The organism is Bradyrhizobium sp. CIR48 (assembly GCF_014198315.1).
GTDB lineage: Bacteria > Pseudomonadota > Alphaproteobacteria > Rhizobiales > Xanthobacteraceae > Bradyrhizobium.
In genome coordinates this window covers 507378-530453 of record NZ_JACIHG010000003.1, presented here as the reverse complement: position 1 = coordinate 530453, position 23076 = coordinate 507378, and the positions used below count along the sequence as shown (strand labels likewise).

Here is a 23076-nt window from a genome sequence, read left to right as displayed (position 1 = left end):
GGCGCGGCTGACGCCGTTTCGAGCGAGTGACCATGTGTCCAAAGCGGCGGAGGGCTCAAGTGCTCCGCGACAAATCTCACATCCTGCGCGCCGCAATTGCATTAACGTTCGAACTCGGCGGGGCAACAGGCAAGGCGTCCGCTTCATGAGCCTGTCGCATTTGCGACAATCCATTTGCTGAAGAAGGTCGAGGACGGAAGCGTTAGCTTAGTCAGAGGGTTGCCTGGGACGATAGGCTGGCATGCTGGTTGCTGAAGCTTAGGTAGGTCAAACAATGAGGAGCTCTCGCGTGATTGCCGCCAGCACCGCCGCCAAATCGTCTTGGTCCGACCAGGTGTGCGCCAAGCCCACCGTGCTTAACGACACGACATTACGCGACGGCGAGCAGGCACCTGGCGTTGCGTTCACCACAGAGGAAAAGCTGGCGATCGCGCAGGCGCTGGCGCGGGCCGGAGTCACGGAGATCGAGGCGGGAACGCCAGCGATGGGCAATGAGGAGATCGCCGCCATTCGCGCCATTGTCGAAGCAGATCTTCCGCTGACCACCATAGGCTGGTGTCGGATGCGGGAATCGGATGTCGACGCGGCGATCGAAGCAAAGGTGTCCATGATAAATATGTCGGTCCCGACCTCCGATGTCCAGATCGCGGCCAAGCTAGGTGGTCATCGCGACCTGGCACTGGAACGGGTGAAGCGAGTGGTAGGCTATGCCTGTGCGCGCGGACTTGAGGTCGCCGTCGGTGGTGAGGACTCCTCCCGCGCCGACATCGATTTTCTCATCAGACTGATGGCAACTGCAAAAGCCGCGGGCGCGCGTCGCTTTCGTATTGCAGATACGCTCAGTGTGCTCGATCCCGACGCAACCTACGCGCTGGTCATGAATTTGCGTGCGACCACCGATCTCGAACTCGAGTTTCACGGTCACGATGATCTCGGACTCGCAACTGCCAACACGCTCTCCGCTATCAAGGCTGGTGTGAGCCACGCCTCAGTGACCGTCATCGGGCTGGGCGAGCGGGCCGGAAATGCCCCGCTCGAGGAAATCGCGGTCGCACTCAAGCAGCTCTACGGGCGCGACACCGGCATCATACTCCCGGAGCTCGAGAACGTCGCCGCGGTGGTAGCAGCCGCGGCCGCACGTGCGATTCCTACGAACAAGGCCATCGTCGGGGAGCATGTATTTACGCACGAATCCGGCATCCATGTCGATGGCCTTTTGAAGGATCAACGCACCTATCAATCGCTTGATCCCGTTTTGCTTGGCCGCTGCAACCGCTTTGTGATCGGCAAGCATTCCGGACTTGGAGCGATCACCGCGTTACTCGATGAACTGCAGCTCGTCGCCAGCCGCGATCAAGCCAGACAGATTCTGTCGCAAGTCCGCAAATATGCCATCGAGCACAAGCGGCCGGTCGCGCGCGAAACCGTGGCGGCGATCTGGCGCGACGTGTGTGGATGCCTGGCAAACCACCCCGCGTGAAAAGCCGTGTCCAACAATATTTGCGTCGACCACTCGCAAACCGACGCGCCGCAAGGACGGTGTTCGATATCGCTGATGGGCGCGAACGGCGTCCAGCTTTCGCACGTCAGATCCTCTGGCGCGATCTCACCTCCAGATCTTACTTGCCGTTCCGCCATACATGCTGTGATCTCTTACCCAACGGCGAGCCGTCCCCGGACTGCCAATCGGCGTCTTCTCGCGCGGCTGATTTCCGGTCCGGCGACCGGCCTGACGAGCGTCAACCTCTATCGTGGTCTGGCCATTGATCCCAAATCTTCATCGGGACCGACGTCGTCACCGGCGGACCTGCTGGTCGGGCAGCGAAGTTGAGGGCTCGTTTTCCGGAGTCAGGCTTTGGCGATGTGTACCAGCTGTGCGAGGCAGGACAGCAGCAGTCAACAGGGACAACCCCATCTCATTTACCGTCGAGAGCTAATCCGAAGGAGATTTTCCATGATCAACCCATCCCCGGCAGCCGGTATCCTGGATCGGCTCAGCAAGGCCTCGTCGGCAGAGGATTTTTTTTCGCTACTTGACGTCGATTACGACCCTAAAATCGTGAATGTCGCGCGCCTTCACATCTTAAAGCGCATGGGACAATATTTTGCAAAAGAGCAATTTGCTGGTGCCGCAGAACCGGAAATCAGAGCTCGGTGCAAGGGGATGCTGGAGCAGGCCTATGCCGATTTCGTGGCATCGTCACCGATCGACCAGCGAGTGTTCAAGGTTTTGAAGGAGGCGGTCGCAGACCCTAAGAACGCGGCGGCCTTCGTCCCATTGAGCGAGCTGAAGTGATCTAGCGTTCCACTGCAAGCAAGGTGTGCCCGACGGGACACCGTGGCAACCCGATGTGCGGTCTTCGTCTTTTTCCGGGTCAACTCTCTGCAGCTATCACCCGAGCGGCGGCTGTCGTATTCCCGACCCATGTCTGGACTGGTCGTGTCCACGGTATCAGCGGAAATTCAAGTGTCTGCCAAACCATTACTTTCGACTGACATTCAGTGTGTTTTGCAACTGGTACGACACTTGCTGTTGTCCTGCCGATCCGATCATCGATGCCGACAGATGGTAGTCGTCCGAGATGAGATTGAAGGAAGACCCATGATGCTGCTTTTAATGCCTGCCGAGCCCTGCGCCATCATCTCGTGGCCTACGATCGCGCCAGGTCCGTTCGAAACGGTCTTTGACGCGATCAAGGCTCCGTATGAACGGTGAGATGGTGGTCAATGGATAAGTCGCCCGTTCGCGCTACACCTGGAGAGGGTATGCACAGTGTCGTCCGCATCAAATCGGCCCCGGATTCCGCTCAGATTTGTATCCATCTCATGGCGGATTGCAACATGCGTCAGGAAGAGGGCCAACGTCGGCCCATACGGGCTGTCCGCGCTGGAGGCTCGGCATGGATCGCGTGACAGGTGCGTTGCCAGGATCGCCCTCGTCGTCACAGTCGATGTGGTGCCGCTGGGCCGAAAGTGAGGCGCAGGTATTGCGCAACGAATGGACTCGCCAACTCAGGCATGGAAGCGACCGGTCAGAATCACCGCGACGCCCTGGCCGCCGCGGTGGCGCTCGTCGAAACTCGCGCGCAAGGCTCTAGTGTGGAAGGCCTATCCAAATCCGGCGGGACCGGTACGTCTATCGCGACGACGCGTCTTGTTGTGAGGCCGGTCGGACCAAGCAGACGGGGCAGAGCAGCCGGCCACTTGCTGACCCAAAGTGATCTTCAGTTAGCGAACCTAAAAAGCAACGTGTGGCGCGGGCGCGCCTATTTTCGAGGGGAATTTAGAGCATGAGCAATGTCACCAGAACGGCCATGCCGGCGGCGGCCGGCCGCGCAGCAGCCAAAAAAGAACTGCCGGAGCACTTTAAGGCGTACAAGCACGTCTGGGTCTTCGTCGAGCTGGAGCGTGGCCAGGTGCATCCGGTTTCCTGGGAGCTCATGGGTGCGGGCCGCAGGCTTGCCGATAGGCTAAAGGTGAACCTTGCCGCTGTCGTTATCGGTCCGGAGGGGCAGCACACACGTAACGCCGCGCTTGACGCATTTTGCTATGGCGCCGATCTGGCTTATCTCGTGAGCGACAATGTTTTGTCGGATTACCGCAACGAATCCTATACCAAAGCGCTAACCGAACTCGTCAACACCTACAAACCCGAAATCCTACTGTTGGGGGCGACGACCCTCGGTCGCGATCTCGCAGGTTCCGTGGCGACGACCCTGTCGACGGGGCTCACTGCCGACTGCACCGCGCTGGAGGTCGACGCCGATGGTTCTCTTGCGGCGACGCGTCCAACCTTTGGTGGCTCGCTGCTCTGCACGATCTATACCTTGAATTATCGTCCGCAGATGGCAACCGTACGCCCGCGGGTCATGCCGATGCCTGAGCGCGTCGTACGCGATGCCGCTCGTATCATCGTCCATCCGCTCGGTCTTGTCGAAGATGATATTGTCACAAAAGTATTGTCGTTCCTTCCCGACCGCGATGCAGAAACGTCCAATCTGGCCTATGCCGATGTCGTGGTTGCGGGCGGCCTAGGATTGGGATCGCCTGAGAACTTTCGGTTGGTGCGCGAGCTCGCAACTCTGCTTGGCGCTGAATATGGCTGCTCGCGTCCTCTCGTGCAAAAAGGGTGGGTTACGTCTGACCGGCAAATCGGCCAGACGGGCAAAACCATCCGGCCGAAGCTCTATATTGCCGCCGGCATTTCCGGCGCGATCCAGCACCGGGTTGGCGTGGAGGGCGCGGATCTGATCGTCGCCGTCAATACTGACAAGAACGCTCCGATCTTCGACTTCGCCCATCTCGCGATCGTCAGTGACGCCATGCAATTGCTACCGGCGCTGACGGCCGCATTTCGTGCCCGGCTTTTGCCGAATTCGCGCGCCCGTATCGCAGTCTAGAGGAGATGATGATGATTGAAGAGAGATTCGATGCGATCGTGGTGGGAGCCGGTATGGCCGGCAACGCGGCGGCATTGACCATGGCTAAACGCGGCATGAAGGTGCTGCAGCTCGAGCGGGGCGAATATCCCGGATCGAAGAATGTGCAGGGCGCCATCCTCTACGCCGACATGATGGAGAAGCTGGTCCCCGAGTTTCGAGGGGAGGCGCCGCTCGAACGTCACCTGATCGAGCAGCGGTTCTGGATGATGGACGATCACTCCCATGTCGGCATGCATTACCGCTCGGAGGACTTCAACGAGGAACGGCCGAACCGCTACACGATTATACGCGCCCAGTTTGACAAATGGTTCTCTTCCAAGGTGCGGGAGGCTGGCGCGACCGTGCTGTGCGAGACGACCGTCACCGAGCTCGCACGGGACGAGCGTGAAAGAATTGTCGGTGTTCGTACAGATCGCCGAGACGGCGAAATACACGCCGATGTCGTCGTGCTGGCCGAAGGGGTCAATGGCCTGCTCGGAACGCGCGCGGGGCTGCGCGCGCGCCCGACAGCCGATAATGTTGCGCTCGCGGTGAAGGAGATGCACTTCTTGCCTCGCGAGACTATCGAGGAACGCTTCAATCTCAAGGGTGATGAAGGTGTCGTGATTGAGGCTGCCGGTACCATTTCCCGCGGCATGACCGGAATGGGTTTCATCTATGCCAACAAAGAGTGCATTTCGCTCGGCATAGGTTGTCTCGTCGCCGACTTCCAGCGCACGGGCCAGACGCCCTACGGCCTGCTCGATCGATTCAAGAGGCATCCCTCTGTGGTGCCCCTGATAGCAGGGTCCGAAGTCAAGGAATATTCGGCCCATCTCATTCCTGAAGGCGGTTATAAGTCGATCCCGCGGCTTTATGGGGAGGGGTGGGTGGTCGTGGGCGATGCAGCCCAACTCAACAATGCCGTTCATCGTGAGGGCTCCAATCTAGCGATGACTTCCGGCCGCATCGCCGCCGAAGCGATAGGTCTGGTGAAATCGCGCGGCGAGCCAATGAGTGCAACAAATCTGTCGATCTACAAGAAGATGCTGGATGATTCCTTCGTCGTCAAAGATCTAAAGAAGTACAAGGATTTGCCGCCCCTGATGCATACTCACTCACAAAACTTCTTTCTCACCTATCCGCAGCTCATCTCCAAGGCGATGCAAGACTTTGTGCGCGTCGATGGTACGCCGAAGGCTGAGAAGGAGAAGGCGACCCTGAAATCCTTTGTCAAGGCGCGGTCATGGACAGGTCTGTTCGGCGATGCTTGTCGTTTCGCCCGGGCCTGGCGCTGATCGCAACAGTGTGTGAAGTCCAACAATGGAAGGTCAAAGCATGAATGTCGAACCCCCAGTGCGCGTCGAAGATAAGCTGTATTACAACCGCTATCTTGTTGACGTCGGTTACCCTCACGTCAAGGTCCGGGCGCACACGACGCCATCGCCGCAGCTACTTGCACTTTTGAAAGCCTGCCCCGCGCGGTGCTACGAGCTCAACGATGACGGCCAGGTCGAGATAACAGTTGACGGCTGCATCGAGTGCGGTACCTGCCGCGTGATCGCCGAGCCAACCGGCGACATCCAATGGAGCCATCCGCGCGGCGGATATGGAGTGCTGTTCAAGTTTGGGTGATGGTGGAACGAAGGGCCATGGTGCGACCGAGTTAGGCGACCGGATCTCACCGTATCTGTAGCGCATTCCGCGTCACATGCACGGCGCCTGGGATTCGAGCAAGACACTCTTAATGGGCACGCCAGGCAAGACATGACTTGCCGATGTCCGGCTCTTTCGGGAGCCACGAAGAACTGGTTGTGGCGTCACCGAGTGGCGTCACAACGCAGTCGATCGGATGGGAGAGGAAGGTCAGTCTCCCGCTTGAGAGGGTTGGGCCCAGCGGCCTCGATTGCGATCGCCACTGACTGCATGATCGCGGCAAAGCGCACGGCGGTCTGGATCGCTTCGAAATTCACGCCCGCAGCTCTCAGTGTTTTCTCATGTGCGTCGATGCAGGCACCGCAGCCGTTTATGGCGGAGACCGCAAGCGACCACAGCTCGAAATCGGACTTGTCCACGCCGGGATTGCCGATCACGTTCATACGAAGCCGTGGAGGCATCATCTTGTATTCCGGGTTGGAAACGAGGTGAGCGAAGCGGTAGTAGACGTTGTTCATTGCCATCACGGAGGCAGCGGCTTTCGCTGCGGCGATCGCCACAGACGTCATCACGGCAGACGCAGCCGCTTCGATCGCGGCAATGAGGGCTGCATTGCGGGTGGCAATCGCGCTCGCCAGCAGCAGCCCGTATTTTCTTTGCGGCGAAAGCGTCTCATCGGCCACCAAGGAGGTCAAGTTAAGCCTGACATCCTTCGCGAAGTCGGGAATCCTGTCGCTTAATTGTTCGATCGACGACATGCTGCCTCAAGCAACCTTCAAGGTTTCGCCGCCGATTTCGCGGTTGCAGGGACAGAGCTCGTCGGTTTGCAGCGCGTCCAGAACGCGGAGCGTGTCCCTAGGACTGCGCCCGACACTGAGATTGGTCGCATAGACGTGCTGGATCGTATTTTGGGGGTCAACAATAAAGGTGTAACGATAGGCAACCCCTTCGGGTGAACGCACGCCGAGACCATCGACGAGCGTCCCCTTTGTGTCGGCGAACTGCCAGATTGGCAGATTGTGCAGGTCGACATGTGAGCGCCGCCAAGCGAGCTTGCAGAACTCATTGTCAGTCGAACCACCCAGTACAACCGCATCGCGGTCGGCGAATTCCTTGGAAAGCCGGGCAAACTCAGCGATCTCTGTCGGGCAGACGAAGGTAAAATCCTTGGGATAGAAGAAGATGATCTTCCATTTTTCTGGAAAGCTCGCTTCGGTCAGCGTCTCGAATGCACTCTGTCCTCCTTCCTCCTGCGCTTGAAAACCGGGCTTCACCCCTGTGATTTCAAACGGCGGCAACTGACTTCCAATTCCGAGCATGCTGTCCTCACAAATTTTCTTTCTGTAGAAGGTGGCTTCACTGTTGAAGCAAGCTATATGCCATCCGTTCTCAGGAGTGGATTCCAGCGGCTTTGATACAGGCAAGCCCGCGCGCTTGGAGCGTCGATCAACGAAAAATCTGTAGCCAAGCGATTCCTTGCCAAAATTCATGAAAACAGTCTTGCTTTGCGCGACCGCCTGAGATGTTCGCCTGCAAGCGTCTGTTCAAAGCCCGTTCTGCGTCTCTCAAGAGCAAACTGCCTCATCTCGCCATCAATGTGCCAAATGACTGTCGGCCTGCCGAGTCTAATGGAAATACTGAACCTGACGAAGCGCGAGGTTCGTAGCATCTGGCGCAAACAAGAGCAGCTGTATCGCCGCGACAACAGATTGCGCTAGTAAGACCAGATGCTCGCCGTTGCCAAGTAAGGTGCGAGTAATCATAGGCTACGGCGCCTCGCGCATTGAGGCGGCGGTAGATCACAAGGCTCGAGGGTTTGCCGGATCCTGAAACGCTTGAAAGCCAACCAGGCTCGCCGCGGCGGCGATTGGGGCTTGAACTCTACGTAGCGTCAGATTGTGCAGTCGGGATCATACATGCGAGGGTCACTCTGAAGCTTCATGGTCAAATGAGAGACCTCAATGTCTCAAGTCTTAGGTGCATTGGGTATGTGGCTGTGCAGGCTTGACGCGGTTTGTCGCGGATGTGAGGGCATTGGCGTGAAGAATCGAATGCGAAGCAGAACGTACCGTTGCAAGTATCAAATCCAGGTAGCTCTTCCAACGGCAATGGATCAGCCCAATTGCGATCCCGATGTGCCGCATGCGACCTTGCCCGGGAGTAGTACGCGAACGCCGTTGCTCTCCGGATGAGGCAAGTTGGCTTTCGTTTCTCTTGGACTGTTTTCAGTGTTAGCGATGCCGCTCAGGGGCGGGCGCTCTGCTGCAGCAGGCAAGGTTGGGCAGGTGTGTGTAATGCACGAGCTCGGTGCGATGGGGGTCTCTTTTGTTCAGGCATCGATCTCGTCGGCCGGCTTTTTTGAGCTGGAGTCTCTGTGGACGGTGCACCGAGTGTGACTCTGGGGCGGCTATGAAGAGCTATGTCATCAAGGCAGAATGGTATGGAACCGGCCGAGGCGGAGCGCTCCGCGCATTCCATCGCATTGTCGATGATGGGAATGGGAATGATACAGCCGACTTCCTCTTCATGCCAGTGAACGATGCCAGCGCTACGGACCTCAATCACCGCGGCTCCCGTTGGTCGCTGCTGCTGGTGGACCGCCGCTCGCAACGATCCCGTAGCCTACCACTACGACTCCTCCAGGGGGCGCAATGATAGCCCCGCAGCAATGCTCGCACAACGTGTGGGGCCAACCTGCAAAACGCCTCCATACGCCAGCAGAGGAACGGCTACGATTGCGGTGTCTTTGCGCTCGACGGTGCGCGGGCGCTGGCCAGGCGGTTGGCGGGGAGACGACAGCCAGACCTGGACCTTAGCAATCTCGTAGTCGACCGGCAGGCACTGCAGAACCGACTGAGGGGTTGATGTCGGCTTGAACTGGTTAGCGCGCGCGGCTGGTTGAACTGCGACGTCTGGCCATTGAAGGTCCGCAATCGGCCGTTCGCGAGGCGTCACGTGGCGCAGAGCGTCGGAGCGAACGCCAGAGCTAAGGCTGTTTTCGGAGGTGGTGGAAGAGTTTGATGGGCGATGTCGGAGACGACGTGCTCGACAGTCTCACTGTCGTCGGTCCGGTATCGTCGTCGCCAAATAACCGCAGCTGGGGCTGAAGGCCCCGCTGCGCGCGACGCGCGTTGAAATATCGCACCACCACTGCTCCAAGGATTGACGATCGCAAGGCAGCAGCGTGCCAACGCCCGCGGTGAAGGTTCGCCACTGGGCAAGGCATTTTTTCGGAACGGCTGTCAGGACTGGGACGCCTTGGGTGATCGCGCCAACGAATTCGGCGCGCAGGCCGCGGCCAGCAGCTTCTTGTTTGGCGAATTTGTTGATCACGAGAAGATCGATCTCGTTGCGAAGTGCCTGGGAAACGACAGCTGCGGCCTTGGCAAGCCCATTTGTATCGAGATTACAGGACATAGCTCCGCTGCCGAGTGGCTGAGAAATCGAGATCTCTTGTCCCGTCGCAACGTCGATTGCGAGCATGACATGCGTGCCATTTGCGCACCTCGAGTTTCGCTGCACGATGCCGCCGATGCGTACGCCTTGCTGCGCGATATCCTGAGCGAAATCGGCCAGTAGCCTATCGACATCGTCTTTTGGACGGTAGAGAATAGCCCCCACACTATTCGGATCTATCTCATCCAGATTATCGATCACGGCGGGGTTCCTGTTGATGTGTTTCTCGTATCGGGGCATAGCTGTCGAACGCTCTCATGCTGATCGTGGCACGCGTTGCAAGCACCGCTCGGCAGCCCCGAGCGGAACGGCGCGCGCGACCTCCGCAAAAACGTCCGCTCCATTGCTGAGCCGTAGCGCATCAAAGGAGCGGCGCGTGATGCGCGCCAAAAGCGGCACGCCAGAACGGCCAGTTTCAAGAGCCAGAACCAAGGTGACCTCCGCCTCGTCGAACGGCAGAGAGGCTTTGATGCGTGCCGGAAATACATTGAGGATAGAGCTTGCACGTGGGGGCTCGCACGCGATGCTGACATCGCTGGCTGCGATGCGCAGCCGCAGCTGCGCGCCCGGTCTAAGCGGCACTCCAGGTATCAGAAGGCGCGCCCCGTTGAGGCGGAGCATGATCAGCCCATAGCGTCCGTCATAGCCGCCGACCAAGGTATCAAGACAGACTGCCGCTTCGCCGCGCCTGGCAAGCGCAGGATCGCTCTGAACGACATTGAGCGGCCCGGCCGCAGTCACGAAGCCATCTTTCATCATGACAAGATGATCGGCAAAACGCTCGATATCAGCGATATCATGACTGATGTAGATCATCGGCAATGGGAGCTTTTCCCGCATGCGCTCGAGAAATGGCAGGATCTCGCATTTGGCGGAGCGGTCGAGCACAATGAGGGGATCGTCCAGCAAAAGTAGCCGAGGCTGGCCTAACAGCGCGCTGCCAAGGGCAAGTCGCTGTCGCTCGGCCGCGGAAAGATGTGATGGGGAGCGCTCGAGCAGTGGCGCCAAGGCGAGCAATTCGACCACACCATCAAAATCGATCAGTGTCGGTGGCGATTTTGACGCCTTGTATAGGAGGGTGCGCCGTACAGACCAATGAGAAGGAAGAATTGATAGCTGGAATACATATGCGACGGGACGCAGATGAGGCGGTCGAAACGTTGTCTCATCCTGCCAAATCTCTCCATCGACCGCACAAAATCCGCTGGGCAGACGCTGCACGCCAGCGATGCAGCGCGCGAGCGTGGTCTTGCCGCACCCGGGCGGACCAAAAATCGCTGTGACGCCTTTGGCTGGCAGGCTGAATTGCGCATCAAGCGGGATGTTTGCGAGAGAGTCGTTGAAGGCAACCTCAATATAGCCCGTTTTTGCTTCTCTCATGAACCTACGCCTGTGCTGTATCGTCCTATCCAAGTCACGAGCACAATCGCTGCAATGGAGATGATGGCCATGCCTCCGACAATCCAGTCTGTGCCGCTCCAGAACGGCGTCTCTGCTCGCGTGAGGGCATAAGGTGCGGCGGCGGACTGCAGATCGGTGTTAAGACTAGAGGCTTGTTGAGTATCCCCGCGCCGCGAGGATCGTGACAATCGGACGCTGCCCAGTGCGCTTGCCAATGAGAGGCAAAGCGCCTGTCCAGCAGTGCGAGGTTCTCAGCCTGCTCCTCCAGGCGGAGGGCTTCTGCTGAATGTCCAAATGGCGTGGCTTGAGAGGTTTGGCGGTAAACTTGTCGGCTCACGCCAGAGCTGAATACTGGCTCGGAGCCGGAAATTCGCATCAAGGATCCCACAGCTTTGGTAGCCGATTTGAAGTGTACGCCGGTAGCCATGGTCATGGCCGCTGCATTCTCGGGTGCGAGCAGCATCAAAGCCAGATCGATCAGGATGAAACGGATAAACCTCATTGGAACTCCGGTTTCGCCGCGACGGCTTGCTTCGCGGCGACTGGTTGATCCCTGCCCAGCAATCCGCGTGCCGTTTCAAGGAATCTGCGCGCCTAGCGGTAAGGGAGGCTTTGTATCGGCCTCCACCCGGCGTCTTAAATCGCCGCATCTTATTGTAGGACTTTGGACGCTCGCGTCAGCAACCGCACATGCAGGAGCTACCAGATGGAAGCTGAGGATGATCAGATCGCCTCTTGGATTGGGGATGGTGCTTTGGCGAATATGCGGCCGTAAAACTCGTCAATGATGCACAAGTCCATGCCATCCGATTTGGCACCTTCCGATCTGCGCGGAGGAGAAGGTCGGCAGCCGGGCGTTTGGAAAAAGGGTTGATGTGAGATGATATGCGGTGCCCGCGAGCTACGGCAGAGCGTCTTCCTAGCAGCACCGATTGCGGGCGCATTTGAGGGCGCGCGCGCCCTTCGTTGCAACGCGATGTGGCCCAGGATTAAGCTGCCCAAGACGGATAATTTGACCGGCCCCTAAGGAACTCTTGCGTCAGTGACGAACGGGTTGGGGCTCGATGCTCGCAATTTGGGCCTGCTGAGTGCTCCAGCTTGGACGGCCTAGCGTGTCGCTATGGAGAAGGTCTATTTGTCCAAGGAGGGCTTTGGCGTTGCAATGGTGCGCGTGGGCAGTATCGGGTAATCGATCTTTGGCAGCTGCCCGGTGAGCGAATTCAGAAAGGCGACAATCTCGTCAGTTTCTTCATCGCTTTGCTTTGCGCCAAGCTGAACCTCACTCATTACGCCAACCGCTTGCTTAAGACTCCAAACTTGACCAGAATGAAAGTAGGGCGGGCGCAATGCGACGTTGCGCAACGGCGCCGAGCGGAAAACATACTCATCGCCGAGATCCTTGGTGACGGCAAAACGACCCTTGTCCTCCCTTGGAAGCAGGCTTTCCGCTGGCCTTTTAATGACGCCGAACGGGAAATAATCCTGTCCACCGACGTTGATTCCGTTGTGGCAAGAGGAACATCCCTTTTCGATGAATAGCTTTAGCCCGGTTTTCTGCTGATCGCTGAGAGCATATTCATCGCCCTCTAGGTACTGATCGAAGGGGGCGGCAGGAGTAATCAAGGTCGCCTCGAAAGCCTCGATGGCCTTGGCGAAATTTTCAAACGTAACGGGCGCCGCTTCGTTGGGAAAAGCCTTACTGAACATAACGACATAGTCGGTCATTGAATTCAATGTTCTGAGCACACGATCGGGCGTCGCATTCATTTCGACGCTGGCCTGGACAGGGCCTGCGGCTTGCGCCTTAAGATCCGCCGCGCGCCCATCCCAGAACTGCGCCACGTTGAAGACCGCGTTATAGACTGTTGGCGCACGACGTGACCCCAGCTGCCAGCGATGACCAATCGACGTTGGGCCGGCATCTACCCCGCCCGTCCCAAGGTTATGACACGTGTTGCAGCTAATAACCCCGCTCGCCGATAGCCTCGGATCGAAAAACAAGGATTTGCCAAGTGTGACCTTTTCCTGGGTGATAGGATTGTCCTTCACCGCGGGAGCGATTGAGGGAATCGGCTTGAAGATCCGCTTGGCGGCGCTCATCAAATCCTCACTGGCACCTGCTGCTGGTGGAACCAGAATGGCTGAGGCCACAACACCTAACCTGCCGGCCCTGGAAAGCTCGCGTACCGCTAATTTTCTCATGTGAAGTCTCGCTTTTCTCCTAGATCGTGGGATCGCGAACATAGGGCTCGGTCCGCGTCCGTCCGCAGGAAGACCTGCAGCACTCAACGACGAATGGTCTCTTCCGAATGATGCGCTAGGCTGCACCCAGGCTGACGCTCTGCCGGTGTTAATAGCAACCGGCGTGCCAGGGGGCTCAAGGTCGAAGCTGCTGAGCTGCTTTCAAGCAATTGCGAATCGTGAATAGCAGAGAGCGGCTTGAGGCTGTCGAATCGATGGTACGTGACAGTTGCGACAATCACCTCCAGCCACGGTATCCTGGCCTGTTGGTCCAAACCTCTGTGCTTCTCGGAAACTCACCGTACCGCACTCTTTGACTCTGCAGGTCAGCTGGTTGGGACCGCGAACAAAGCGAGCTGCGCTGACGCAGCTTGTCGCTGATCGTCTCGATGTCCACCCCCAACACTAGGCTGGGCGTCATCCACGAACATCGGTGACGGTCCTACCCGCGGGCTGTCGGTCAGGCGTGCAGTTGTCGGGAGTTCGTCCTATTGCTCACAATGTGGGTTTGCCCGTCTCAGGACGTATTCACGCATGACGGACGCTCAAAGTGCTTGAATCGACCGTGGCGTCAGGTTGTAGGCATTGCGAAGCAGAACGCCATATGGGGAGCCAGCATCGTCACACATGCGCTAAACGGTCGATCTTTGTTGTATCTCGGTCTTCGCAATGAGCGTGTTGGGCTTGGCGGGACGATGATTCGGAGGCCGCAATCATTGCGGCTGCCCCGCAACAGCGCGACCGCGGCTGCCGAGGCGCCCAATCCGGTAAACAGACTGCGGTCGCGGGGCAAAGAAAAATAATGAAGGATATGCGGCTTAAGACAGGTTTGGTGAATCAAGAGCGGCGAATGAGCTGGGTTTGCAATGCGCATCGCTGTGCAGCCGCTCTCGCTGCGATCGTGATCGCGATCACAGCCACGTGGTGCGCAGGACACGCTCGTGCGCGAGATCGGCGGGCCGAGGAAGTCTTGACGTTGTGCAGACCAGATGTGATGCGCTTCTGTGACCGCTTTACAGGGCGTACCGATGTGGTCGTAGCCATTTTTTGTCTTAGGGACAACTTCAAGAACTTGCGCCGCGAATGCCGCCGCATGATGCCAACCGCGGCGGCGAGAAACGGCGGACCGAGACGGCGTCTCAACAGGCTTCCGATCGTCCTCCATCGAGAGTGAGGGGTCAGAGCGGCAGTTGCAGAAATCGAGCGACAGTGAGATGTTCCAGGCTGACGGGCGCCGGAGTTGGCCAGCTTGGTGGCAGAAGCATCAGCCTGCCGAGCCGCAGTTCATCTATCAGGGGGACTGAGCTTCGTGAATCGACTGGCCTCGATCACCGATCAATAATGCGCCCACGCGTGTTACGAGGTTGTAACGCGCTCTGAACTTCTATTTCGTACCGCAGCAGTTGCGCAGTCATTCGCCGACTTTGAGGCCGTCGTGAGATTGCCATCGGCTCACTGTAACTGGTCGGAAGGACAATCTGCGTAAACTGTTCTGGTTACGGTCGGACATCTGCAGGAATCCGTGCTGTCCATCAATCTAGGGCGTTGTGGTCGGCAACCAGGTTTTCTCCGTCAGGTGGCTAAATCGCTATAACTGGAAAAAGATCGCCGGAAGGTTAGCGTTGGAGGTTTGTTCCGTCGCGTCTTCCTCAGATTTCTCAGCTGGGGATTAGCTTTTCTCGAGTGCCGGGCTCAAGGTACAGACTGAGCTAGGCAACCTCGTTTTTTAGCCGCCCATCTGCTTCTCGAAGGAACCGTTTGATGCCATTGCGGCGTTCTCGATCGGCGCTTCAGGGGAGTCGCTTCGCCCGATTGCGGTGCTCTTGGCCGAATACACTTTAGGGCTCAAGGCCAAAGGAAACGCCGTCGACAAGAGCCGTTCAAAGGCAGAAAGCTGTTCAAGCAGACGCTTCTCAACGGCCTTGCGCTCCGCGCCAGGTAGGTCCCTTTTAAGGAATCGACGGCAGCGCCAGATTTCGTTCCGCAGCCATCTGATCTCACTCAATGTATCATCAATTGAAGTCATCACAGATATAGTTCACTTCGTCCCTGGAGTATCAATTATGGCGATCGTCATCGAGCGGCCATTCCTTGGCTCCGCACTCCTGCCGAACAACTGCATCCGAGGACTTGCGACTTCACGCCCGTCTTTCGGCGAGCAGTTCGATGTTTGCCACTCTTATCATCAGTATCACCCTACACCGCGCGCGCGACGAGAAATCGAGGCAGATCCTCGCGTTTTCACGGCGCTGCGATCGTGTGCCTTGCACAATTCCTGCGCTACACAGGATTGATTGGTGCGCGAAGAAAAACCGAGAACCGGAGCAGTTAAATTCATGTCCGACACGCAGACGGCTCAAGCAGGAACTATTAACGCACAACGCATGTCCCCATGGTCGATGGCGGCGGAACTTGCAAGGGCTTGACGGCTTTGTTGCCTGTTGAGTCGCTGGGCGCGACATGACTTGGGCCACAGCTCGCGAGTCGGACCGTAGCGATGTCGAGCTCTAGCGGCCCAAGCGGCGTAGAGCGGCGGCTTCTTGCGAACGCCTCCTCTCTGATGCTGGTCAGTCCCGCGGTGGTACCCGGCATTCGCAATCGCTTACCCGATAAATAATTTATGAGCGAGGTGGACCACATCAACAATATGAGAAAGCCATGGGGACGATTGTTCTAGGAAGGCGAGCCAGCCTGACTGCGATCCCGGCACGCGCCATCCAATCAAGAGACGCACGCGCCGGGATTGGGTCGAGGCAAATGTCGGCTAGACGCAGTGTCGAGCCAACTGAGCATTCCATGGACAATCTTGCTATCGACATCCGCTGTGCACAGTCTGCCTCAAAAGACCGATTTAATAGCTTGAATCTCACGCTGCGACAGGTTGTAGGCTTGCTGATGCGTAAAGGATAAAGGCCCACTTGGCAGGCGTTGATGGCGCATCGCAAGTGGAGACCGATGGGGACGGCGCGCTGATTGCCAGTTTTCTCGCTTGCGGGCGATGGCCAGGGAGCCATTTGCATCGTCCGCACGGGACGTCGGGCTAAAGTACACTGACCAGTTGGAGTCGCGAGATGGCCTGGATGGTGGAACGATACAGGCAGCAGAATATGGCTGACCCCAGCCGTATTCGCGTTTTTGGCGGTCCAGCGAAAGCGTGCTGGGTGAACAGCCCGCGCTCGCAGGCAAATACTCCAACGGAATAGACTGTTCATATCCGGTCAGAGGCGATGACCGGCAGCACTGACGGCCGCACAGAGCGCTGCGGTGAAAGCTCGGAAGGTCGTTATGTCCTCTCAAACCAGCCTCGCGGGGGCGCTAGGCGAAATCGATCGCGCCAGCGACATCGTTGCATTCTCAATAGTGGTCGTCACGCGCGACAAGAAGCTGCGCAACGTCGACCATTCGGTGTTCCAGCAAAAGGCGGCGGTTGAGCTTCAATCTATTTCTGCCGAGTTTCGAGGAAAGCATCCGCGCCGGACGATCGTGGGGCTGCGCCACGACATGCAATGCGTTGAGCCGAAAGGCCGGAGGTCAGGCCGGACGGGACGTTTGCGAGAGAATAGCTTCTCGTGTGTCGCAACTTGACGACGTTCTGATTGGGAAGGTCGGAGTTAGGGGGCCTTTCCATATTTGCAGCATCATTCGATCGGCACTCCAAAGGAGCGGAATGTCGCTGTGGAGCTATCATAATGGCGCAACTCACGCTATCTGAAGCCGTGCGCCTGTGCTGAGGAGAAGAGGTCCAAGCAGTGAGGTAACCGACCAAATGAATCTCTCGAAGCAGCGTTCAACGGGCATGAAGCTGCAGTGTCGAAGATGACTATCCTTCGCAGCAACGCGATGTGGCCAAAGATTACAGAACTGACCAGAAAATCAGAAGGACAAGGACTTGAGCCAGGCGGAGAATGACGTTGTCGAGCACATGCTCTCGTCATTGACGACCAGCTTATTGCAGAACCGTATCGCGCCCTCTGACGAGCAGGTGATGCATCATTTTGGGCTAGCCTGCGAGAGAGCGGAACTGATCGCGACGGAGGAGATGGCAATACGGATATTGAAACGTGTTTCACGCGAGATCAACGAGGCGCAGTCGATGCTCAAGTTCATTGATCGCGGCGCGGATCGACTAAATTGAGCTCGGTATACAGAAATTCTTGTCGCACCAGTGCGGATGCAGCTGTTCGATCATTCAGTCGATCGCGTACGGGTCAAGTGCCGTCTCATCAGCGCTTACCCGTCGAGATCCGCGACGGTGAGCCGAGAGGGGAGGGCCGGTCTTTGTGGCCGATGTCAATGGCTGGGAACTCGTCATCGGAGAAATTTAGCGAGCCCGTGTTTGTTAACATCGGGTGCGCGCCGCGTCTCGTAGAAGGCCGAGCGGCATTAGGCGCGATGTGGCTGCAAGCTTTTAGCTCAGCTATTTAGCATAGGCGTTTGAACGCAGGGGGCAGTGGGCCCGCCTCCGCAAGCGACGGCAAAGTTGCCGGCCTAAGCGTCCCGCTGCCGGGGTGCCGGCACCCGGCACCCGGCGCCAGTCGGCCCAGCTCGAAGTAATTCATCTGCGTAGCGCTGAGCCTAAGGTTGTGTAATTGATGGGAGCCGTCCAGTTTCGTCGCTCCGCGGTCTGTCAGCTTATCGACAGCTGGCTCTCGTATCATGAACATCGCTACTCGCTGGCAGAGCCGGCTCAAAGGGCTAGATCTGGCAGGGGACACCGGGATAGACTCCAATATCAACTGATCCACGAGCGAGACTTCGCCTGGGTTCGCTGCCCCGTCTGAAGTTACTCGGTAGCACTCGCAGCAGCGTATTCGCGCCAGCGGTGTGTGACGGCCCCGCTGTGTGATCGCACCTCATTGCAGTTAGCCGGTGGAGCGCTCTCCATGGCCGGTTACCAGTTCTAAGATGCGCCGCCCCGGCGCGTTTGCTTCATTTTGCTACCGAAGAGACGACATCGATGAATGCAGAACAGCTCGGCGCTGGTACTCCTTCCGCAACGTCCGATTTGGAAAGCTCCGAACCGGGCTCTCCGGCCGCATCGCAGTGGGGAGAGGCCTTAACGGACGTTCAGGTGTCCGCTGCCGAGGCGGCTGCCTCGCAGGACGAGATGTTGACGGACTGGGCTGCCGAAAACGGGCAGGGGCAACATGAGGATCGGCAACAGGCGGTAACGAGGGCTTGGCGGGGCGCGGGTGATCTCAATGAGCCGTTAGATCTGTCGTCTCTGTCCCTGACCGCCTTGTCGGCGTCCATTCCGGCCGGGTTGCGCCGCCTGAATGTCGACGATAATCAGCTTAACAGCCTGCCCGAGACCCTTCCGGCGAGCCTCCAACGGCTCTACGCCAGCAATAATCGGCTGACCAGCCTACCCGAGCTTCCACCTGGGCTGCGGCGGCTCTATGCCATCAGCAATGGGCTGACGCGCCTGCCCGCAGAGCTGCCGCCGGGATTGCGGCGGCTGAATGTCGACAACAATCAGCTGACCAGCTTGCCTGAACGCCTTCCAGCAACGCTTCAGGAGTTGGACGTCAGCGGCAACCGCCTGACCCACCTGCCCGGGCTTCCAGCCGGGCTCCAGCGTCTGAACGTCGACTACAATCAGCTGACGGACCTGCCCGAGCCTCTTCCGGCCGAGCTCGAATGGCTCAGCGCCAGCCACAACCGGCTGACCAGCCTGCCTGAGACGGTCCCGCCCGAGCTGCTGTGGCTCGGCGCCAGCAACAACCAGCTGACCAGCGTGCCCGAGACCCTGCTGACGCAACTAAGTCGTGATTCGAGCGTTGATCTGGAGAATAATCCGCTCGCCGATGGGGTGCAGGCCGGCCTTGCAACAGCGATGCATGCCGGACACTATGCCGGCCCGCAGGTTTTCTTCTCGACGGCGGATGGAGCGGTGGAAGTTCAGCCGCGGTCCCTGCAAGAGGTTGCCGCGGACTGGCTCGAGGACGAGCCCATGGCAATGGCCGCTTGGCGGCACTTCGGCCATGAAGCGGGGGCCGCGGACTATGCACGCTTCCTCGACAGGCTCCGTGGCACCGTGAACTATGGCAACGAGGCGTTCCGCCAGGCGGTCGCCGAAGATTTGCGGCAGGCAGCCGTCAGGCCGCGTTTGCGCGAGCAATATTTCGAGTTGGCTTCGGGAGCGAACGCGAGTTGCGAGGATCGCGTTACTTTGGCCTGGAACGGCATGCAGACCGCACGCCTGAACGCTGATGTCGAGGACGGCGTCTATGACGGGCGATTGGGCGAACTGCTCCAGCACGGCCGCGTCATGTTTCGCTTGGAAGCGCTAGACGAAATCGCGCGCGAGAGGGTCAACTCGCTTCGTCGTGCCGATCCCGACGCGGACGTCGATGAAATCGAGGTCTACCTTGCCTACCAGACCCAGCTGCGCGACCCGCTCGAGCTGCGGCACATCGCTCCCGACATGCGCTTCATGAACGTCTCTCACGTGACCGAGGACGATGTGGCCAGCGCTGGGGCATCGGTGCGGAATCGGGAAGCTGCGGAATTTGCCGATTATCTGGCAACGCGCTGGCAACCGTGGGAAAGCGTGACGAGGCGCATCGCGCCCGAAGATTATGCTGCCATGCAGGAGCGGCTCGTCGACGCGATGGGCGAAGAGTTTCAAACCCGTCTGAGTCTCCAACTGGCCGAGGAAGGTTTGACAGGCGATGCCGATGCCGAGCGGGTGCTCGGCGCCCAGATCCGAAACGAGATCGCCCGCGAGATCAAAAGCGCGGTCATGCACCAGGTGCTCGGGAAACTCGGCCTTGATCTATGAGCAGTCCTCTGATGGAAGGGCCTGTCGATCCGCCTAGCCGTTCACAAGGTGAAGACAGTCATCGATCCTTTCGAGGACGGGCGTGTCTGCATGCGCTATTCGGCGAATGAGCTGCCGTCACTTGCCGGTCGCGTGATCGGTGCGGACGATCACGGTAAAGATGGGCAATCCACTGCAGATTCGTACACCGCAATTTATGCGTTCGCGTCCCGTTGAGAACGCCATCGAAGACTACTCATAGGCCGGACGAATAGATGGTGAGCAGATCGGAATCTCAAGTAGCCCTTGTGCAACGTAGGCTGTCGATATCCGTGCCCCGAGATCGATAGGCCTTTCGCAGCATCACACTCGAATCCAGATCGCGAAACATGCTGTAGTTCCGTCGGATCCATTGATGCAGCTCAGTGGACCAGTCCTTCTCGTTGCGCAGATATCCAGTGAAGGAAAAGCTAAGCCGGTCTATATATCTTTTGAGGAACAGCGGAAGCGCGGGAATCCGAAGCACCCGCTCGCCATCCATCGCTCCAGGTAATTCGCCACGCAGCACGAATTCGTTGTGGACGGTGACCAGCGACGCCGGCGGAATTCGCCGCCGCAGCATTTCATAACCGCGAAAGGAGATGCGGTCAGCGCCCGCGACGAAGAGGATGACGGGGGCGACATAGCTGCGCGCCGTCTCCTTCATGAAGCCGATCTCTTCGCACATCCTGAAGAATTCGTCGAAGGCGTGAAAGCCGAGATCGATTACCTTGGCTACCCCGTCGTCGATGATAAGAGGGTCCATAAGCTGCATCTTGCCATAAGTGTCGATCACATCCGCGGTCTCCGTGATATTGGGGAGGTAGTCGAGCAATGACGGCTCTTTCAAGTTGACATCAAACGACAGCGCTGTGCCGTTTTTAAGCAGCAAGAACTCGCTCATGGCCCGAGCGATGAGAGTTTTACCGACCTGCGGGCTAGGAGAGCAAATGATGTAGATTGGGGTCGCTAACATAGCCAGCAGATCAATTTCGTTTCGTACGTGGGCCCGACCTGAGCTCGCCGAATATGCGACTACTTCTCGCCGGCCCGGGTGGCGGACTTGGCGCCGGCCAATTCCGTCAAGTTGATGCGATCAAATTCGCTCCAGACATTTGCCAGCCAGTGCCGGACATAGCCGCGCAGCACGAAGGAGTTGGTCGCGGGTTCATCGTTCCGCCCCTTGTTTGCGACGAAGTCTATGAATGGGACGGATGCGACTTCCACCTGCTCATAGGCCATTTCGTTAAGCTTCGGAATGACCAACTCAGTCGCATGTTTGATGCGGTGAAAATAGGAATTATAGGTCGCTTGATCCCACTGGAAGAATTGAGTGTCGTTGATGAAGTTCTTGACTAGGTAGTACTTTGCGCCGCCCATGAAGGTCGCGGTTTCCGCGATCTCGTCTAGCGAAGCGATGGATGATCCCAGGATATGGAACACGGCAAATGTTATTTGGCCAGACCGCGCCGAGTCCAGAAATCCGATGTCGCGCAAGGAGGCCAGCGCAGAGGACAGTAAGCCTGCGCGAGCATCGATGACAGTGACGGACAGCCCTGAGTTCAGGGTATCGAAGATCTTCATCTGGTCCGCCGTCGTCGTCATGTCGACGATCTCGGTGGTCTCGGGATAAAAGCGCTTCAGCGTTCCCCGCGGCGACTCCGTGTCAAATGCGCGTGTTTGCACATTGTTGACGCTGAAGTAGTCCAGTAGCGTGCGTGATACGGTCGTCTTGCCGACACCTCCCTTGTCCGCACCGACCACAATTACAACTGGCTTCACCATGGAAATCTCCTGAGACACTCGCTATCGCCGCGCGCAAACTGCGCAACCGGCACGTCTCTGCTTTGGGTGCGAACATGGCAGAAAGAAGGGCCAATGAACCTTCAGATGCGAGAGCTCTGCGACCGATGAACATTTTCAACATCAAGCGAGTGACGTCCTTGGATTGCGACGACGATGCAGACCGAGAATGGGGAGTAAATCACTTGTAATGGTGATCTACGTGAGATTTTTGACCGGCTGGAATGCGCGCGACCAAGAATCAACCGTCTGCCTGTTGTGATCGTTGCGATTGCCGTAGGTGATCTATCGACGCCCCTATCTAGATTGGCATGAAGCGACAGAATCTTACGTAGCGTCAGATTGCCAGCTCGGGGAAGCGCAATCGAGGCGGTGCTACGCGGTCCGTCTATGGCTTGGCAAATCATCAAAAGTCTGCTGGATCCGATCGTTGTCTTTTCGGCAGAAAAGTACTGAGAGATGACCCTGAACGACCGAGCTCTCACTCTGCTGAAGAATATCGAGATATGCGCGCTGAAACGGGTTGCTGACGCAAATAGCAAGCATGCATCTGTTCGCGCCGAGGCGAGATTATCGTGTCGCGGAGAACGAGACTGAAGGGTAAGCGGGGCACCGCCCGACGGGCAACATCGGTGGCGAAGCGACATCGAGGACGCTAAGTCAAAAGAAGCCGGCGTCGAGCGGCTACGTGGTGCGGGTCGACAAGAATCTGCAGGGAATGAACGATGGCCTGGCGCGTGTGCGCTCTCGCTGGGCCGCTTCCTTGGGTGCGGCAGACGGTGTACACTACCGTTTTAAAGCGCCCACTCTGACCACCCTTTCGATTTGCTAGGCAAGCCCGCCTGAAATAGGGTGCGAGGTGCGCGTCCAGTTCTCGTTTCTTCTGGTCGGTCGAGCTCTAGATAATTGGTCTGCACATTCGGCCTCGGCGTAAAGCTACATCATGCTCACCTTCATATCCGTCACGGGACAACCACCGAAGCTTTGTTAGGCATCCCCTAGAGCTGCGCTCTAGGGAATCCCGCTGGCGCCGCGGTACAAACGCAAACCTACCAGGGTAACGCAACTCGAGCACAACTGAATGCGACTAAGGCGGATACTTACTGCAACAATCGAGGGAGGCGTGGAAAACAGGAAGTGTCGTCCTCATAGCTGCCGCCGTAGGCCGCTGAAAGTAGCGATCTCCTGCCGCTGCGAAGAGCTCCGATCCGGGGATCGCTGGTTAGGCCGGAAATGAAAAGAATTAAGAAAAGCCATTTGGGAAGAGGTTATTTCCATGTCTGTGCCATTCCCCCA

16 protein-coding genes are annotated in these 23076 nt (G+C 58.0%); 8 read left to right on the top strand and 8 right to left on the bottom strand.

Translation table 11 applies throughout. The annotated features are described in order from the left end of the window. The first annotated feature begins 289 nt into the window (after positions 1–289). From nifV to GGD66_RS12445, 5 genes are all read left to right on the top strand, one after another. Positions 290–1480, top strand: a complete 1191-nt coding sequence (gene nifV, locus GGD66_RS12465) for a homocitrate synthase (protein WP_409362366.1) — start codon at positions 290–292, stop codon at positions 1478–1480. Positions 1481–1954: 474 nt separating this feature from the next. Continuing rightward, a complete protein-coding gene (nifW, locus tag GGD66_RS12460) occupies positions 1955–2296 on the top strand; it encodes a nitrogenase stabilizing/protective protein NifW (RefSeq protein WP_183257921.1) in 342 nt (113 codons plus the stop codon). A 994-nt stretch (positions 2297–3290) separates the two neighbouring features. Next, entirely contained in the window at positions 3291–4400 is a 1110-nt protein-coding gene (locus tag GGD66_RS12455) for an electron transfer flavoprotein subunit alpha/FixB family protein (protein WP_018319594.1), read from the top strand. A gap of 11 nt (positions 4401–4411) precedes the next feature. Next, complete coding sequence (locus GGD66_RS12450; protein WP_183257920.1) at positions 4412–5719, top strand: FAD-dependent oxidoreductase; 1308 nt, start codon at positions 4412–4414, stop codon at positions 5717–5719. 40 nt (positions 5720–5759) lie between these two features. Beyond that, the gene (locus tag GGD66_RS12445) at positions 5760–6056 is read left to right on the top strand and encodes a ferredoxin family protein (protein WP_183257919.1); all 297 of its coding nucleotides are present in this window, start codon (positions 5760–5762) and stop codon (positions 6054–6056) included. Positions 6057–6241: 185 nt separating this feature from the next. Here GGD66_RS12445 and GGD66_RS12440 read toward each other — a convergent pair whose 3' ends face one another. The 6 genes from GGD66_RS12440 to GGD66_RS12415 all read right to left on the bottom strand — a co-directional run bounded on the left by GGD66_RS12440 (position 6242) and on the right by GGD66_RS12415 (position 15180). Beyond that, complete coding sequence (locus GGD66_RS12440) at positions 6242–6835, bottom strand: carboxymuconolactone decarboxylase family protein (RefSeq protein ID WP_246788858.1); 594 nt, start codon at positions 6833–6835, stop codon at positions 6242–6244. A gap of 6 nt (positions 6836–6841) precedes the next feature. After that, complete coding sequence (locus GGD66_RS12435) at positions 6842–7396, bottom strand: peroxiredoxin (RefSeq protein WP_183258073.1); 555 nt, start codon at positions 7394–7396, stop codon at positions 6842–6844. A gap of 1735 nt (positions 7397–9131) precedes the next feature. After that, positions 9132–9734 (bottom strand): DUF2478 domain-containing protein, encoded by a 603-nt coding sequence (locus GGD66_RS12430; protein ID WP_312014114.1) that lies wholly within the window; start codon positions 9732–9734, stop codon positions 9132–9134. Positions 9735–9788: 54 nt separating this feature from the next. Further along, complete coding sequence (gene modC, locus GGD66_RS12425; protein WP_183257917.1) at positions 9789–10913, bottom strand: molybdenum ABC transporter ATP-binding protein; 1125 nt, start codon at positions 10911–10913, stop codon at positions 9789–9791. A 1152-nt stretch (positions 10914–12065) separates the two neighbouring features. Then, positions 12066–13136 carry a cytochrome-c peroxidase gene (locus tag GGD66_RS12420; RefSeq protein WP_183257916.1) on the bottom strand — a complete coding sequence of 357 codons (1071 nt, stop codon included), beginning with the start codon at positions 13134–13136 and terminating at the stop codon, positions 12066–12068. Between the two features lie 1765 nt (positions 13137–14901). Next, positions 14902–15180 carry a hypothetical protein gene (locus GGD66_RS12415; RefSeq protein ID WP_246788857.1) on the bottom strand — a complete coding sequence of 93 codons (279 nt, stop codon included), beginning with the start codon at positions 15178–15180 and terminating at the stop codon, positions 14902–14904. Between the two features lie 1280 nt (positions 15181–16460). Here GGD66_RS12415 and GGD66_RS12410 point away from each other — a divergent pair. The 3 genes from GGD66_RS12410 (at position 16461) to GGD66_RS12400 (ending at position 19959) form a co-directional block, all read left to right on the top strand. Then, complete coding sequence (locus GGD66_RS12410; protein ID WP_183257914.1) at positions 16461–16760, top strand: hypothetical protein; 300 nt, start codon at positions 16461–16463, stop codon at positions 16758–16760. Positions 16761–17064: 304 nt separating this feature from the next. Continuing rightward, positions 17065–17310: a hypothetical protein gene (locus GGD66_RS12405; RefSeq protein ID WP_246788856.1), complete on the top strand. Its 246-nt coding sequence runs from the start codon at positions 17065–17067 to the stop codon at positions 17308–17310. A gap of 822 nt (positions 17311–18132) precedes the next feature. After that, positions 18133–19959: an NEL-type E3 ubiquitin ligase domain-containing protein gene (locus tag GGD66_RS12400; RefSeq protein ID WP_183257913.1), complete on the top strand. Its 1827-nt coding sequence runs from the start codon at positions 18133–18135 to the stop codon at positions 19957–19959. A gap of 274 nt (positions 19960–20233) precedes the next feature. Here GGD66_RS12400 and GGD66_RS12395 read toward each other — a convergent pair whose 3' ends face one another. Together GGD66_RS12395 and GGD66_RS12390 are read right to left on the bottom strand one after the other, a co-directional pair. Continuing rightward, positions 20234–20953 (bottom strand): hypothetical protein, encoded by a 720-nt coding sequence (locus GGD66_RS12395; RefSeq protein WP_183257912.1) that lies wholly within the window; start codon positions 20951–20953, stop codon positions 20234–20236. A 59-nt stretch (positions 20954–21012) separates the two neighbouring features. Next, entirely contained in the window at positions 21013–21762 is a 750-nt protein-coding gene (locus GGD66_RS12390; RefSeq protein WP_183257911.1) for a hypothetical protein, read from the bottom strand. Positions 21763–23076: the final 1314 nt, after the last annotated feature.